This window comes from Shewanella sp. SP2S2-4, from assembly GCF_031932025.1.
In the GTDB taxonomy this organism is placed as follows: Bacteria; Pseudomonadota; Gammaproteobacteria; order Enterobacterales; family Shewanellaceae; genus Shewanella; species Shewanella baltica.
On the sequence record NZ_JAUOER010000029.1, the window covers coordinates 1 to 15111 of the forward strand.

Here is a 15111-nt window from a genome sequence, read left to right on the forward strand (position 1 = left end):
CCTGCAATTGCTTGCAGGGCTTATCTATATGGTGCGCGTGGAAGGAGTCGAACCTCCGACCGCCTGGTTCGTAGCCAGGTACTCTATCCAGCTGAGCTACACGCGCAAACTCGTTTTTGTACTTCTAACAGATCCAATCATGATTGAGTCTAGGATAAGCACTTTTATCTCGCAAATTTATTCTATTCCCCTCGACTAAGAGAATAGAATGGCGGAGAAGGAGGGATTCGAACCCTCGATGGGAGTTAAAGCCCATACTCCCTTAGCAGGGGAGCGCCTTCGGCCACTCGGCCACCTCTCCGCGTTTAACGCTTTAAATCAACAAGACGAATCTCGTTAACTATATTGGTGCGCGTGGAAGGAGTCGAACCTCCGACCGCCTGGTTCGTAGCCAGGTACTCTATCCAGCTGAGCTACACGCGCATGTTAAACGGTAAAACACTAATACGACCTAAATCATATTAATTTAAATTGGTGCGCGTGGAAGGAGTCGAACCTCCGACCGCCTGGTTCGTAGCCAGGTACTCTATCCAGCTGAGCTACACGCGCATTTAAAACGGTAAACATTAATACGACCGAAATCATATTAATCTAAATTGGTGCGCGTGGAAGGAGTCGAACCTCCGACCGCCTGGTTCGTAGCCAGGTACTCTATCCAGCTGAGCTACACGCGCATTTTAACATTTTGCTATAAGCAATTATCTACAAAATTTCTAACTTAAATTCAAAACTGATGAGTTAAAGATTAACTAATGCAGAGATGGTGCGCGTGGAAGGAGTCGAACCTCCGACCGCCTGGTTCGTAGCCAGGTACTCTATCCAGCTGAGCTACACGCGCGACTTGTATCTAAATTTACTTTTTCAATAAAAAATGGTGCGCGTGGAAGGAGTCGAACCTCCGACCGCCTGGTTCGTAGCCAGGTACTCTATCCAGCTGAGCTACACGCGCACTGTTTTCTATCGGTAAGAAATGGCGGAGAAGGAGGGATTCGAACCCTCGATGGGAGTTAAAGCCCATACTCCCTTAGCAGGGGAGCGCCTTCGGCCACTCGGCCACCTCTCCGTTTTCTTGGCGCACATATTACTGTTTGACGAAAATAAGTCAAACCCTTTTTCCGAAACAGATTCCATTTGAACTGTTTTTAATCACATTGCTGTTATATCAAGCCAATGTATTGATTTGCGCCAATCTTTCGGTCTAAAAAATAAAAAAGCCAGTTAAAAAACTGACTCTTCTGTTGCCGTAATACTCTTGCCAAGACAAGGTACTAAAAGTTACCACCTTCCGATGGTGTACCTGATTTTTCAGATTGAATGCGTTGGTAGATTTCTTCACGGTGAACAGAAACCTCTTTTGGTGCATTCACACCAATACGCACTTGATTGCCTTTTACCCCTAGCACTGTAACTGTGACTTCATCACCAATCATCAGTGTTTCGCCAACACGACGAGTTAAAATCAGCATTCGATAGCTCCTTTATTTCTTAATTCAGCTTACACACGGCACTCATCCGGTAGATGGGCTTATTATAAGGTCAGCTTAGTACAAATTAATAGTATTCAATACTCAAACGGTTATTTAATTACACCTTATTTAGCTCGAAAGCGTGATGTAACGCCCGAACCGCCTTGTGTAAGTCCCTTTCATCGATAACGGTTGACAATTTACTCTCTGACGTCGTGAGTAACTTAGCATGAATAGTTTCATTACCCAAGACTTCTAACATCTTAGTCAATAATCCCATTTTTGCCTGTAAACCTTTGCCAACTAAAGATACTTTTGCACGTTGCCGTTCGATAATCAATGGTCCGAGAGCAAGGCTTTCGCTTAAGCCTTCGAGCTCATTAAGCAGAGTATCAACCTTAGCTTCAGCGAGCATAAAACTAACTCGACCCGAAGGATCATCCTCGTGGATCCTCAATGGGGAAATAAATTCCACATCGATTTCCAATCGCGTTAAGCAGCCTAACAGCGCTTGATAACGTTCACTGGTGGTAAACAGCCCTTCAATCGTCAGCGTTGCCAGCGCCTTATTAATAGCAATACCTTGGACTAACGAGGCAATAGTGAGTTCAGACTCATCGCCAAATTGGATTAACGTCCCCTGCCCAGCTTCAAAACTCGACAAGACTCGCAATGGCACACGAAAACGCTCGGCGTATTCGACTGAATCGGGATGCAATACTTTAGCGCCTAACTTTGCCATTTCGAGCATCACATCAAACCCAATCACATCAAGACGACGGGCACTGCTATCGATATTCGGATCTGTGGTGAATACCCCTGCCACATCGGTAAAAATCTGGCATTCATCGGCTTCTAACGCCGCCGCTAAGGCTACAGCAGTGGTATCTGAACCACCGCGTCCTAAGGTTGTGACTTCGCCTTGAGGATCGATGCCTTGAAACCCTGCAACGATCGGCACAACACCGTCGGCTAATAAGGATTGCAAATACTCAGTATCCACCCGCTCGATGCTGGCACGGCCAAATTGACTGTTCGTATGAATTTGTACCTGATCGCCCGTAAGGGATTTCGCCTTAATACCGCGACGCTGTAACGCCATCGACATCAAGGCAATGCTCACTTGCTCACCCGTTGACACTAACATGTCTAATTCGCGCGCCGAGGCCCGCGGATTAATTTGTGCTGCCAGTGCAAATAGGCGATTAGTCTCACCCGCCATTGCAGATAAGACTAAGACTTGCTGCTCACCATTGTGAGCTGACTTTGTAATCTGCTCAGCGACCGCTTCGATACGTTCAATAGAACCCACCGAAGTGCCGCCGAACTTTTTCACAAAAAGCTTGCTACCACTAAGCTTTCGTTTTTGGGGCACAGCAACCTCTTAAGCTAGACGCTCAGTAATCCAAGGTAATACTTGAGCCAATGCCGCATCCAGATTTTCTGGCTGGCTACCGCCCGCTTGAGCCATATCAGGACGACCGCCGCCTTTACCGCCCACTTGTGCAGCGACCATAGCGACTAGCTCACCCGCTTTGACTTTGCCGATCAGATCGTTACTCACACCGGCGATCAGGTTAACTTTCCCTTCCTGCGCAGTGCCAAGAACGATAATGGCCGATTTCAATTTTTGTTTTAATTCATCTTGTAGACCGCGTAACGAGCTTGCCTCAACGCCATCTAACTTTTTGATCAGTACGTTAACGCCATTAACCACAATAGCATCACCCACTAAATCAGCACTCGCTGCGGCAGCTAGCTTGTCTTTCAACTGCGCCATTTCTTTTTCGAGTTGCTTCATCTTATCGAGCTGGGCTTTTAACTTAGCAACGACTGAGTTGGCATCGCCTTTCAATAAGGCTGCAGCTTCTTCCAGTTCAGCTTGTTGCTGCGCCACATAGGCCATAGCAGCAGCACCAGTAACGGCTTCGATACGACGTACACCCGCAGCAATACCCGCTTCAGAGGTGATTTTGAATAAGCCGATATCGCCCGTGCGGCCCACATGGGTACCACCACACAATTCGATAGAGAAATCGCCCATAGTCACAACACGCACTTGTGAGTCATATTTCTCACCAAAGAGCGCCATTGCGCCTTTCTCTTTGGCTTCATCTATACCCATTTCAGCGGTTTTCAGCTCATGGTTACGACGAATTTGAGTGTTAACTAATTCTTCAACTTCTTTTAATTCCGCGGCTTTTACACCTTCGAAATGGGAGAAGTCAAAACGCAAACGCTCAGGATCAACCAAAGAACCTTTTTGCGAGACGTGAGTACCGAGCACTTGACGCAGTGCGGCATGCAGTAAATGCGTAACAGAATGGTTTAACTGAGTACGATGACGCAGTTTTTTGTCGACTTTTGCTTCAACAACTTGGCCAACACTCAAGTTACCTGTAGTTAAAACACCTTGATGACCCGTTGCTTGACCATACTTTTGTGTGTCATTAACAGTAAACTCAACACCGTTCGCAACCAGTTGGCCTTTATCACCCACTTGACCGCCAGATTCTGCGTAGAAAGGTGTTACGTCGAGTACGACAACCGCTTCGTCACCCGCTTTGATCGCCGTCACTGACTCACCGTTTTGATAAATCGCAGTGATCTTAGCTTGGCCCGCTAATTCGGTGTAACCACTGAATGCGGTTTCAGCATCGATTTTCAGCGCCGCGTTATAATCTGCACCAAAGTTACCGGCAGCTTGTGCGCGGCTACGTTGTTCAGCCATGGCGACTTCGAAACCTGCCTCATCGACAATGATGTTGCGCTCACGACATACGTCAGCGGTTAAATCCATTGGGAAGCCATAGGTGTCATACAGCTTAAATACAGTTTCACCGTCTAAGGTATTACCTTTTAACTCGTTTAAGGCCGTATCTAAAATGCCTAAACCACGTTCAAGCGTCCGGGCAAATTGCTCTTCTTCCGCTTTCAGTGCTTTTTCAACAATCGCTTGAGTCTCAGCTAACCCTTTGGCCGCATCGCCCATCACCGCAATCAAAGACGGAACCAGCTTATAGAAGAAAGCTTCGGTCGCGCCTAACTTGTTACCATGGCGAACTGCGCGGCGGATAATGCGGCGCAGCACATAACCGCGGCCTTCGTTCGACGGCATAACACCATCGGCAATAAGGAATGCACATGAACGGATATGGTCGGCAATGACGCGCAGTGACTTCTCGGTTAAATCGCTTACGCCGATGATTTCTGCCGCTTTGGCTATCAGCGTACGGAAGATATCGATTTCGTAGTTAGAATGTACGCCTTGCATAATCGCGGCAATACGCTCAATCCCCATGCCAGTATCAACCGATGGCTTAGGCAAAGGTAGCATTTCACCCGATGCTTGACGGTTGTACTGCATGAACACTATGTTCCAGATTTCGATGAAACGGTCGCCATCTTCTTCGGGACTGCCAGGACGGCCGCCCCAAATATGGTCGCCATGGTCATAGAAAATCTCAGAACATGGGCCGCAAGGACCGGTATCACCCATTTGCCAGAAGTTATCTGACGCATAAGCAGCACCTTTGTTGTCGCCGATACGGATAATGTTCTCGGCAGCAACACCAATCTTTTTATTCCAGATTTCAAAGGCTTCATCATCTGTTTGATAAATCGTGACGCACAGACGTTCCTTCGGCAGCTTTAAAGTTTCAGTTAAGAAAGTCCAGCCAAAGCGAATCGCTTCTTCTTTGAAATAATCACCAAAACTGAAGTTACCCAGCATTTCGAAAAAGGTGTGATGACGTGCTGTATAACCGACGTTATCTAAATCGTTATGCTTACCACCGGCGCGTACACAACGTTGAGCAGTGGTCGCACGCGTATAATTGCGTTTGTCCATGCCAAGAAACACGTCCTTGAACTGGTTCATGCCTGCATTGGTAAATAAAAGTGTGGGATCGTTGCCTGGCACTAATGAACTACTGTCCACAACTTGATGACCATTGCTGCGGAAAAATTCGAGGAAAGCGCTTCTAAGCTCTGCTGTAGTTTGATACATGAAATCATCCTGAATTGGGTAAGCATTACCAGCTACGCCTTAGGCTAGCCGTATTTCTATTTGCCCAGCATTATAAGCAGACTGAGTAAGGACGACCAGCCTTGATTGGTGATATACACATCAGGAATTTAATATTTTAGTGTGAATCGCCCACGTAAGAGTGGCTAGAGGCAAAATGGCAAAGTAAAGGGTAATTGATGACGATATGAATTTTACGCGATTAAGGGCAGTGTCGAGTGAATTTAACTCGATATCAAACGAAATTGTACCAAGCCTATTGAGTGATATTTAAAGGAGCTTTTGCAGTCTTAAGGTTACATCGCAATCGATGAGTTGAGGCGATTAATAATCGTCGTCGAGATCATTGGGATCTGAATCTAACGCATAAGTGATTTGATCGTAGCTAAAGCCTTGGCCCATTAAAAACCGCACTCGTTTGGCCTTTTCCTTCGCGATGAGATCCCGGGCTGTAGAGCCCTTCACTTCTGTTACGCGGGGAATTCCATATTTTTTAGTGGCTTTATCTTTTGCTAGCTCAAACCAGTCACAATCACTATTGGTTATCGCCGCTTCAATGCAATCTTTAGACAGGCCTTTTTGCGCTATCGCTTGGCGAATGCGGATGGCACCGTGACCTCGACTAATGTGGCTACGGACCAACAGTTCAGCATAGCGATTATCATTGATAAAACCGGAGGATTCACATGCATCGAGCACAGGTTCGATATCATTCAGTTCGAAACCTTTTTCGAGCAATTTATCGCGGATTTGTAGGCGGGAATAATCGCGGCGCGCTAACAGCGCGACCGCGATTTGACGGGCTGACTGACTCAGAATACTTCGCCTGTTTCTAAATCAACATTATCTTCCGTGCTAGCATCATCTTTAGCAGCCAGTGCACTAGGATTGCTCAAAAGCAATTCACGTAATGTCTTGTCAATTTCAGCAGCAATGGCTGGGTTTTCAGTCAAATATTTACCCGCATTAGCACGGCCTTGACCGATTTTATCGCCTTTATAGCTGTACCAAGCACCCGCTTTTTCAATCAACTTATGGGCTACGCCTAAGTCAACTAACTCACCGGTACGGTTAATACCTTGGCCATAAAGGATTTGGAATTCGGCTTGCTTGAACGGTGCTGCAACCTTGTTCTTCACCACTTTAACACGAGTTTCGTTACCGACAACTTCATCGCCGTCTTTAATGGCACCAGTACGACGAATGTCTAAACGAACAGAAGCATAGAACTTCAGCGCGTTACCACCGGTTGTCGTTTCTGGGTTACCGAACATCACACCAATCTTCATCCGGATTTGGTTGATGAAGATAAGTAAGGTGTTAGATTGCTTTAAGTTACCAGCAAGTTTACGCATAGCTTGGCTCATCATACGTGCCGCTAGGCCCATGTGAGAATCACCAATTTCACCTTCGATTTCAGCTTTAGGCGTTAATGCCGCCACTGAGTCAACGACGATAACGTCAACAGCGCCTGAGCGAGTTAATGCATCACAAATCTCCAGCGCTTGCTCGCCGGTATCTGGTTGTGAACACAGAAGGTTATCAATATCTACGCCCAATTTTTTAGCATAGATAGGGTCGAGTGCATGCTCTGCATCGATAAAGGCACAGGTTTTACCTTCACGTTGCGCTGCGGCAATCACTTCTAAAGTCAGTGTCGTTTTACCTGATGATTCAGGACCATAGATCTCAACGATACGACCCATTGGCAAACCGCCAGCACCTAAAGCAACGTCCAGAGACAGAGAACCGGTAGAAATGGTCTCAACATCCATAGAGCGATCTTCGCCCAGCTTCATGATGGAGCCTTTACCAAATTGTTTCTCAATTTGGATCAATACCGCAGCAAGTGCTTTCTCTTTATTTGGATCGACCTTCATTCCAGTTCCCTCATCAAGACAAGCCTTAAGCTGTCAAAAATAATATTCAATTTACAAACGGGTAATTCAAAAAGCCGCGCTTTTTGTCTTAATTCTGCTGACTAGTATACTGTACAATCATACAGTATCAAGACCTATGGCTGAATTATTTTTAGCTAATGGGATTTTTTAATATGGCTAAGGTTTTAGCGAATATCAAATTCGATATTGCATCCCTTTGACGAATATCCGTCATCAAGGGCTCAATTTTCGGTAAATTATTGCTAAGATTGGCGCAGCAAATTTTGCGTGGTCTTTTTAGCTGAAAATTGTACAGCAGTCTTCCGCTTCCATAGCGCTTAATCACCCTTAACCACACAAACTGTATCGCCTTTAGGCAGTCACAACGGACGATAACGATTTAATGAATGTAATTGATACCGATGATTTAGAAAAACATACTCCTATGATGCGTCAGTACTTGACGATGAAAGCAGAACATCACGATATGTTGCTGTTTTATCGCATGGGTGACTTCTACGAGTTGTTTTATGACGATGCTAAACGTGCTTCTGAGCTGTTAGGCATTTCACTCACTGCGCGCGGTAAAAGTGGTGGCGATCCTATTCCGATGGCGGGACTTCCTTACCATGCTGTGGAAGGCTATCTTGCAAAATTAGTTCAAATTGGTCAATCAGTTGCGATTTGCGAACAGATTGGCGATCCCGCGACATCTAAAGGACCGGTAGAACGTAAAGTGGTGCGAATTGTCACGCCAGGCACCTTAACCGACGAAGCGTTGCTGCAGGAACGCCAAGACAATCTGTTAGCCGCGGTTTATCAAGGTAAAGTCGGTTTTGGTTATGCCACATTAGATATTTCATCCGGACGTTTTGTGATTGCAGAGCTCGACACCCGAGAGTCATTAGAAGCGGAATTGCAACGCACTAATCCCGTTGAAATTCTCTACAGTGAAGATTTTGGTGAACTAGGTCTACTTAACGGTTTTAAAGGCAAACGCCGTCGCCCCGAGTGGGAATTTGATTACGATACGAGTATCAAGTTACTACTGGCCCAGTTTGGCACGAAAGACTTGCATGGTTTTGGCATCGCAGATGCACGTTTATCACTGCAGGCTGCGGGTTGCTTGATGCAATATGTCAAAGACACACAGCGCACGGCACTGCCCCATATCAATGCCATTATCCGCTTCAATCAAACCGATAGCATAGTACTCGATGCGGCAACTCGCCGAAATTTAGAATTAACTCAAAACCTTGCCGGTGGCCGCGATAATACCTTAGCCGCAGTATTGGATAACACGGCAACGCCTATGGGCAGCCGTATGTTACAACGCTGGATCCATCAGCCTCTGCGAGATCCTAAGCAAATCAAGGCGCGCCAACAGGCGGTGACTGAACTCCTCGATACCGCAGCCCACGAAGGTTTGCATGAGCAGTTAAAGGCACTTGGCGATATCGAACGTATCATGGCAAGGTTAGCCCTGCGCACTGCCCGTCCAAGGGACTTTGCACGTTTACGTCAAGCGCTGGGCTTATTGCCTGAATTACAACAGAGTTTAAGTACACTGAGCGCGCCGCACACGACTCAATTGCGTCAACACTTAGGCGAGTTCCCCGCTGAGCAAGCCCTACTTGAGCGCGCGATAGTCGATAATCCACCTATACTTATCCGCGATGGCGGGGTGATCCGTGAAGGCTACAACAGCGAACTAGATGAATGGCGCAGTCTGAGCGAAGGAGCGAGTGATTACTTAGTACAACTTGAAGCCAGAGAAAAAGAACGTACTGGCATCAATACACTTAAAGTCGGCTATAACCGCGTACACGGCTATTACATCGAAGTAAGCCGCCTGCAATCCTCACAAGTACCGCTCAATTATCAACGCCGTCAAACCCTTAAGAATATGGAGCGTTATATCACGCCCGAACTTAAGGAGTACGAAGAAAAAGTGCTCTCGAGCCAAGGTAAAGCGCTGGCACTCGAAAAGCAGTTATGGGAACAGTTGTTCGATCTTATTCTACCAAAGTTACATGAATTACAAGCTTTTGCTCGAGCTGCGGCAGAGCTTGATGTGTTGAGTAACTTTGCCGAACGCGCCGACACCTTAGGCTACACTTGCCCAGAGCTGAGCCAAGATATCGGCGTACAGATAGAGGCAGGTCGCCATCCCGTGGTGGAGCGCGTGAGTCAAACACCGTTTATCGCTAACCCCGTGACCTTGCATAATCAAAGACGTATGTTGATTGTCACCGGACCTAACATGGGCGGTAAATCGACCTATATGCGTCAAGTCGCCTTGATCACGCTGATGGCCCATATTGGTTGTTTTGTGCCAGCAGATCGCGCACTGATCGGCCCTATCGATCGCATCTTTACCCGTATTGGCGCCTCCGACGATCTGGCCTCTGGCCGTTCAACTTTTATGGTCGAAATGACAGAAACCGCCAACATTCTGCACAACGCCACCGCCAGTAGCTTAGTGTTAATGGATGAAATCGGCCGCGGCACATCCACCTATGATGGTTTATCGCTCGCTTGGTCGGCAGCAGAGTATTTAGCTCAGCAAGTCGGCGCTATGACCCTATTCGCCACCCATTATTTTGAACTAACTCAGTTACCTGAATTAATGGCTGGTGTTTACAATGTGCACCTCGATGCCATTGAACACGACGATACCATCGCCTTTATGCATGCAGTGCAAGAAGGCGCCGCTAGTAAAAGCTACGGCTTACAAGTTGCGGCGCTTGCCGGCGTACCAAACAAAGTGATTAAAGCCGCTAAACATAAGTTGCAGCAATTGGAGAGTCGCGATCATCAAGCTGAAGGAACGAGGACGCCTATTCAAAGCTTACTCGCGTTACCTGAACCGGTTGAGAATCCAGCGCTAACGAAGTTAAGTAGCATTAATCCCGATAACTTAACGCCAAAACAAGCACTTGATTTGCTCTATGAGCTGAAACGTCTGAGCTAACACTCTGTGAGCGAGTGATATTCGCTAAGCGATATGATAAGCAATAAAGGATTAGAAACAACAACGCCCACTCTCTAGTGGGCGTTTTACTTTTATCGACTAGACCTAAGCACTAGACTAAATCACTAGACCTTAGCTAGGAGCTAGGCATAGAGATCAACGAACAACTGATCTTAATTTCTCATTTATTAGTTTCGAAATAATTAGTTTCTAAACAATGCTTCAACAGATAAACCTTGAGATCCTAATAAGTCACGTAAACGTTTCAATGCTTCCACTTGGATTTGACGAACACGTTCACGGGTCAAACCAATTTCAGCACCCACATCTTCGAGTGTAGAAGGTTCATAACCTAACAGACCAAAACGGCGGGCTAACACTTCTCTTTGTTTAGTGTTTAACTCATTGAGCCATTTGACCACTGAATTAGAAATATCTTCATCTTGCACTTTATAGTCAGGGCCAACGTTATCGTCATCGGCTAAAATATCCAGCAACGCCTTGTCATTATCGCCCCCCAAAGGCGTATCGACAGAGGTGATTTTCTCATTCAGCTTAAGCATACGGCTGACATCTGCACTCGACACTTGTAGTTTTTCGGCAATTTCTTCGGCCGTTGGTTCGTGATCGAGTTTTTGTGCTAACTCGCGAGCGGTACGCAAGTAAACGTTGAGTTCTTTAACAACATGAATAGGCAAACGAATCGTACGAGTCTGATTCATAATAGCGCGCTCAATGGTTTGTCTAATCCACCAAGTCGCATAGGTTGAAAAACGGAAACCTCTTTCTGGATCAAACTTTTCAACGGCACGAATTAAACCTAAGTTGCCTTCTTCGATAAGATCAAGCAGTGCTAAACCACGATTGTTGTAACGACGGGCAATCTTTACGACCAGACGTAAATTACTTTCAATCATGCGATTGCGGGATTTTGCGCAGCCTTTTAAGGCTTTACGGGAAAAGTAAACTTCTTCTTCTGCGCTAAGCAGTGGGGAAAAACCAATCTCACCAAGGTAAAGTTGAGTGGCATCAAGATTTTTTTGCAGGTCATCTTGAACCTGTTGCTCTATTCCTAGCTCTTGAACTAAGTCGGATGCAACTTCTTCTTTTTCAAGATCGAAGTCAACGGTTTCTACGGAAAAATCTACTAGTGCTTCTGCGGCAGTGCTTTTTATGCGGCTCATGATTAAATCTCCCAAACCTGATTAAACTGCTGAATTAGTGCAATTTCCTATCCTCCATTTGCCAACAAGGCCCCAAGCAATCATTGTTTGGGTAAATAAGTAAGTGGGTTTACAGACTGTCCATGGTAACGAATTTCAAAATGTAACATTACCCGATTGGCACCTGTACTGCCCATTTTCGCAACTGTCTGCCCTGCGAGGACATGTTGCTTTTCTTTGACTAAGATCTTGTCCGTATGAGCATAAGCACTAAGGTAATCGTCACTATGTTTAATAATCACTAAATTACCGTAACCCCTAAGAGCACTTCCTGCATATACCACCCGCCCATCTGCAGCAGCTTTGATGATATCTCCCCGATTTCCCGCGATCTTAATGCCTTTATTTCCCTGCTCATTGGCAGAGTAAGTCCCGATTAACTTCCCTCTTACTGGCCACTCCCACTGACTCACACTGGTTGGTAGTGTCGAAGTCGGTGGAACCATGATTGAGTTAACGTTTTGTTGGGAACTTGTTACAAGGTACGCGGGCTTAGCTTTCTGATCAAGTGTTTTTTTCAGATCATTACTTGACTTAGCGCCTGTTTGATAAACTTGATTATCTGATTGTTTTTTATCAGTTTTACTAGAATTATTACCCGAGGAACTCGTTTTCTTTCCATCTAAAGTCGTAGATTTGGACTGACTGCTCGACTTAGCATTCGTTAAATATAAAATCTGTCCGGGGTAAATTGTATAAGGGTTATCTAATTGATTAAGTTTAGCTATTTCAGAAAAATCCTTTCCAGCCCCCCACGAAATAGAGTAAAGCGTGTCACCTTTCTTAACTTTATATGAATTAGATTTAATGTGGCCTTTGTTGTTTTTAGAGTAGCTGTGGGAAATGTTTTCGACGGGCGCGGGTCGGCTGGCCTGAAAGCTGCAGCCTGCAAGCAGAAATATAAAGCAGAGGTTTAAGACTAAACCCGCATTCAACAATAAAAACTCCTTGGTGAGGCTGTATTACTGTTTATGATGAAAAAACAATGCCCTCGATGCAAGACAAGCTATTCAGTAAGGACACTAGCACAACACAAGGTTAAGCTAACTCTCCATTGATCAAAGGGACAAATTTAACCGTTTCAATTGTTTCCGAACTAAAACGTTCCCCTGTACGAGTGATTCGCATCAATTGTTGGGTGTCTTCGCCGACTGGCAAGACTAAGACTCCGCCCTCGGCTAACTGAGACAACAAGGCCTCAGGTATGGTTGAAGCGGCAGCGGTCACCATAATGGCATCGAACGGACTACGATTCGCCCAACCTAACCAGCCATCGCCATATTTAAACGACACATTATGTAAATCTAAGCGTTTTAAGCGCTGTCTTGCTTGAATTTGTAAGCCTTTTATTCGCTCGATAGTACAAAGCTGCGGCACCAATTGCGCTAAAATGGCTGCCTGATAACCCGAACCTGTACCCACTTCTAATACGCGCTGGGGCATCTTATGCAGTAAGAGTTCGGTCATACGGGCGACGATATAAGGCTGAGAGATAGTTTGCCCTTGGCCAATCGGTAAAGCGGTATTTTCATAGGCTTTATGGGCTAGCGCATTATCGAGAAACATTTCCCGCGGCGTATGCGATATCGCCTTTAACACGGCTTGATTACGGATCCCCGCATCATGAAGCTTTTTAGCTAAGTTCACCGCCGATGTTAAGGCAACTCGAGTCATATTTTATCTACCCAATTTTGCAATGCCGTTAGTTGTCCGTAGGCAGTTAAATCAACCGTCAAAGGCGTAATTGACACATAGCCATTGGCGACAGCATGAAAATCAGTGCCCTCAGTGGCATCCTGCTCTTGTCCTGGTGGACCGAGCCAGAAGATCTCGCGTCCTGCGGGATCTTGGGTTCGTACTATGCCTTCAGCCTTATGACGAGCGCCGAGACGGGTCACTTTAATGCCTTTAATTTGCTCAAGCGGCAAGTCCGGCACATTCACATTTAAGATCTGATCCTTTGCCAGAGGCTGGGCCAACAAACCTTGAACTATCCGCCGAGCATAAATCGCCGCCGATTGATAATGTTCGAATTTACGGCCATTGAGCGAAATCGCTACCGCAGGAAAACCTAAAAAGCGCCCTTCCATCGCGGCAGCAACCGTCCCTGAATACAAGGTATCATCGCCCATGTTCGCGCCCGCATTGATGCCAGACACCACCATATCGGGTTCACCATCGTACAATTCTCGGATAGCCAAATGCACACAATCGGTCGGTGTACCGTGAACTGAAATGTAACCGTTATCTAACCTATTAATTCTTAATGGATTAGTCAAGGTTAATGAATTGCTCGCGCCGGAGCAGTTGCGATCAGGCCCTACTGTTAATACAGTCGCAATCTCGGTCAACGCCTCGGTTAAGGCTTTGATCCCCGGCGCATTAACCCCGTCATCATTGCTCACTAAAATGCGGATCATGACTCTGCTTCAGTGTTAGGCGCAGCTTCAGGGTTAGTCTCTGCTGCGACGTGGGTATTCGTTACCTCGGGCGCAGGCTCTTGCACTAGTGTCGCTTGCCATTGCTGCTCTTTAACATCTTGATAATTGACTAACTCTCTCAACAAGGATGTGGCAAAACTACCCGCAGGCAGCACAAACTCCAGCACAAGACCATCGGCGGTTTGTTCGTATTTCAGACCTTGGGGCTCAAGCAGTAACGGACGACGCTCTTGTTCTAATCCCGCATGTTCAAGGCCATAGCAATCGTCGGCCAATTCACTCATGGCCAAGGTTTCCACTGCTGCAGCTTCACCTTGGGGTAGCATCATGCCACGGCCCCATAAAGGTGCTGACAGTTGAATGTCTTTTTCAATCAGACGTTTCAACACGATGAGATCCCATTCAGGCGTAACAAAGAAGCTTTTACTGCCCGCCAACATCACACAATCACCTGCTAGCGGCTTAGTGCCATGGTTGGCCAAACGGTATGACACCACAGTGTTAAACAGATTTGAGCGCACCGCAGACAGGTACATGCTGCGCTTATTTCTGTCTTTGACTTTTTTACCCGCCATCATTTGGCGACCAAATACTAAGTTTTTACCATCGTGACCAAAGCGTTGCTCACCAAAGTAATTGGGCACGCCCACTTGAGCGACCTTTTCGATGCGGCTGATAATGTCTTCGACTTGGGTGACATTTCTAAGGGTAAGAATAAAACGGTTACCGACTAAAGCACCAATTCGCAGTTTTTTGCTGTGACGGCTGCTCGACAATATAGTCAAACGCTCACTATTGAGATCTTTCCAAGTAGGCGTTTCTTTGCCCGGAATACGCACACCGAACCATTGTTCTGTGATGGCATTTTTATCTTTTTGCCCAGCGTAGGTCACTTCCTTTGGATGCACCTTAGCGAACTTAGCGATCATTTCAGCGACTTGTACTGTATTTAGCCCTTCTTTGCGTACATGCAGCATGTGATGTTCACCTTCACCCGTTGGGCTAAAAGGTAAAATCTCTTTCACGATAAAATCGCTATTTTGGGTTCTTAAATCTGCTGTACCTAAAGGCTTGCCATACAGATAATGTAATTCGCTCAT

At 46.2% G+C, this 15111-nt stretch carries 11 protein-coding genes and 8 tRNA genes; 1 reads left to right on the forward strand and 18 read right to left on the reverse strand.

Translation table 11 applies throughout. From position 1 onward, the window contains the following. Nucleotides 1-29 precede the first annotated feature (29 nt). From Q4Q54_RS18705 to recA, 13 genes are all read right to left on the reverse strand, one after another. Nucleotides 30-106 (reverse strand) — tRNA-Arg (locus Q4Q54_RS18705). 103 nt (nucleotides 107-209) lie between these two features. Then, nucleotides 210-301 (reverse strand) — tRNA-Ser (locus Q4Q54_RS18710). 45 nt (nucleotides 302-346) lie between these two features. After that, a tRNA-Arg gene (locus Q4Q54_RS18715) sits at nucleotides 347-423 on the reverse strand. A gap of 49 nt (nucleotides 424-472) precedes the next feature. Beyond that, a tRNA-Arg gene (locus Q4Q54_RS18720) sits at nucleotides 473-549 on the reverse strand. Between the two features lie 48 nt (nucleotides 550-597). Then, nucleotides 598-674, reverse strand: a tRNA-Arg gene (locus Q4Q54_RS18725). Between the two features lie 87 nt (nucleotides 675-761). Then, a tRNA-Arg gene (locus Q4Q54_RS18730) sits at nucleotides 762-838 on the reverse strand. Nucleotides 839-872: 34 nt separating this feature from the next. Continuing rightward, a tRNA-Arg gene (locus Q4Q54_RS18735) sits at nucleotides 873-949 on the reverse strand. Between the two features lie 22 nt (nucleotides 950-971). After that, nucleotides 972-1063 (reverse strand) — tRNA-Ser (locus Q4Q54_RS18740). 205 nt (nucleotides 1064-1268) lie between these two features. Further along, a complete protein-coding gene (gene csrA / locus Q4Q54_RS18745; protein ID WP_006082602.1) occupies nucleotides 1269-1466 on the reverse strand; it encodes a carbon storage regulator CsrA in 198 nt (65 codons plus the stop codon). Between the two features lie 118 nt (nucleotides 1467-1584). Further along, complete coding sequence (locus tag Q4Q54_RS18750; protein WP_006082603.1) at nucleotides 1585-2841, reverse strand: aspartate kinase; 1257 nt, start codon at nucleotides 2839-2841, stop codon at nucleotides 1585-1587. 9 nt (nucleotides 2842-2850) lie between these two features. Further along, the gene (gene alaS, locus Q4Q54_RS18755) at nucleotides 2851-5475 is read right to left on the reverse strand and encodes an alanine--tRNA ligase (protein ID WP_311989237.1); all 2625 of its coding nucleotides are present in this window, start codon (nucleotides 5473-5475) and stop codon (nucleotides 2851-2853) included. 342 nt (nucleotides 5476-5817) lie between these two features. Further along, nucleotides 5818-6288, reverse strand: coding sequence for a regulatory protein RecX (locus tag Q4Q54_RS18760; protein WP_371824904.1), 471 nt, complete (start codon nucleotides 6286-6288; stop codon nucleotides 5818-5820). Nucleotides 6289-6305: 17 nt separating this feature from the next. Then, nucleotides 6306-7373 (reverse strand): recombinase RecA, encoded by a 1068-nt coding sequence (recA, locus tag Q4Q54_RS18765; RefSeq protein ID WP_259510686.1) that lies wholly within the window; start codon nucleotides 7371-7373, stop codon nucleotides 6306-6308. Between the two features lie 403 nt (nucleotides 7374-7776). On the opposite strand from recA, the gene mutS reads away from it, so the two are divergent. Then, on the forward strand, nucleotides 7777-10347 hold the full coding sequence (gene mutS / locus Q4Q54_RS18770; RefSeq protein ID WP_311989238.1) for a DNA mismatch repair protein MutS: 2571 nt from the start codon (nucleotides 7777-7779) through the stop codon (nucleotides 10345-10347). A gap of 203 nt (nucleotides 10348-10550) precedes the next feature. Here the strand turns inward: mutS and rpoS are convergent, their stop codons facing one another. The 5 genes from rpoS to truD all read right to left on the reverse strand — a co-directional run bounded on the left by rpoS (nucleotide 10551) and on the right by truD (nucleotide 15111). Then, entirely contained in the window at nucleotides 10551-11531 is a 981-nt protein-coding gene (gene rpoS / locus Q4Q54_RS18775; RefSeq protein ID WP_106651218.1) for an RNA polymerase sigma factor RpoS, read from the reverse strand. A gap of 80 nt (nucleotides 11532-11611) precedes the next feature. After that, the gene (locus tag Q4Q54_RS18780) at nucleotides 11612-12508 is read right to left on the reverse strand and encodes a peptidoglycan DD-metalloendopeptidase family protein (RefSeq protein ID WP_311989239.1); all 897 of its coding nucleotides are present in this window, start codon (nucleotides 12506-12508) and stop codon (nucleotides 11612-11614) included. A gap of 100 nt (nucleotides 12509-12608) precedes the next feature. Then, nucleotides 12609-13244 carry a protein-L-isoaspartate(D-aspartate) O-methyltransferase gene (locus Q4Q54_RS18785; RefSeq protein ID WP_012197442.1) on the reverse strand — a complete coding sequence of 212 codons (636 nt, stop codon included), beginning with the start codon at nucleotides 13242-13244 and terminating at the stop codon, nucleotides 12609-12611. Beyond that, nucleotides 13241-13990 (reverse strand): 5'/3'-nucleotidase SurE, encoded by a 750-nt coding sequence (gene surE / locus Q4Q54_RS18790; protein ID WP_106651220.1) that lies wholly within the window; start codon nucleotides 13988-13990, stop codon nucleotides 13241-13243. Before surE ends, Q4Q54_RS18785 begins: the two co-directional genes overlap by 4 nt. Continuing rightward, nucleotides 13987-15111 carry a tRNA pseudouridine(13) synthase TruD gene (gene truD, locus Q4Q54_RS18795; protein ID WP_311891861.1) on the reverse strand — a complete coding sequence of 375 codons (1125 nt, stop codon included), beginning with the start codon at nucleotides 15109-15111 and terminating at the stop codon, nucleotides 13987-13989. The genes surE and truD overlap by 4 nt, the downstream gene beginning before the upstream one ends.

Excerpts from the sequence above, each read along its gene's own strand:
- csrA (WP_006082602.1), bottom strand. The coding sequence starts at position 1,466 with ATGCTGATTTTAACTCGTCGTGTTGGCGAAACACTGATGATTGGTGAT.
- alaS (WP_311989237.1), bottom strand. The coding sequence starts at position 5,475 with ATGTATCAAACTACAGCAGAGCTTAGAAGCGCTTTCCTCGAATTTTTC.
- recA (WP_259510686.1), bottom strand. The coding sequence starts at position 7,373 with ATGAAGGTCGATCCAAATAAAGAGAAAGCACTTGCTGCGGTATTGATC.
- mutS (WP_311989238.1), top strand. The coding sequence starts at position 7,777 with ATGAATGTAATTGATACCGATGATTTAGAAAAACATACTCCTATGATG.
- rpoS (WP_106651218.1), bottom strand. The coding sequence starts at position 11,531 with ATGAGCCGCATAAAAAGCACTGCCGCAGAAGCACTAGTAGATTTTTCC.
- Q4Q54_RS18785 (WP_012197442.1), bottom strand. The coding sequence starts at position 13,244 with ATGACTCGAGTTGCCTTAACATCGGCGGTGAACTTAGCTAAAAAGCTT.
- surE (WP_106651220.1), bottom strand. The coding sequence starts at position 13,990 with ATGATCCGCATTTTAGTGAGCAATGATGACGGGGTTAATGCGCCGGGG.
- truD (WP_311891861.1), bottom strand. The coding sequence starts at position 15,111 with ATGAGCGAATTACATTATCTGTATGGCAAGCCTTTAGGTACAGCAGAT.